The organism is Ramlibacter aquaticus, assembly GCF_015159745.1.
GTDB lineage: Bacteria > Pseudomonadota > Gammaproteobacteria > Burkholderiales > Burkholderiaceae_C > Ramlibacter > Ramlibacter aquaticus.
In genome coordinates this window covers 1-395 of the sequence record NZ_JADDOJ010000214.1, presented here as the reverse complement: position 1 = coordinate 395, position 395 = coordinate 1, and the positions used below count along the sequence as shown (strand labels likewise).

Below are 395 nucleotides of genomic sequence, written 5' to 3'. Positions count from 1 at the left end.
GCCGGGCACGGGCCGCCCCCCACCGGCCCGGTCCGATGGACCCGTCAGGCGGGGCGCACGGCCTGGCGCGCGAGCAGCTTCCAGTCGCTGCCGCGCTTCTGCCAGACGCCGAGCACCTTGATCTGCACCTTCCCGGGCTTTCCGGAGTCGTTCGTGTCGGCCGTCAGCGTATGCCGCACCACGGCCACGCCGTCCACCACCTGGATCGACTGGTCGGTGATCACGATGGTCACGAAGTCCGACTTGCCGTTCATCAGGTCGCCGATGAAGCTGGCTTTCGTGTCCACGCGGCCGCCGGAGTGGCCGTAGCTCAGCTCGTCGGCCACCAGCTGGCCGAGCGCCTCGGGCGTCGGGTCGATCATGGCGATGCGCAGCCGTTCGGCGGCCGCGTGGAC

Annotated in this window: 1 protein-coding gene; it reads right to left on the bottom strand. The window is 70.9% G+C overall.

Annotated elements, in window-relative coordinates; translation table 11 throughout:
* Nucleotides 1–44 precede the first annotated feature (44 nt).
* Nucleotides 45–395 (bottom strand): nuclear transport factor 2 family protein (locus IM725_RS20180; protein ID WP_193782416.1); only part of this gene is annotated, 351 nt, incomplete at its 5' end.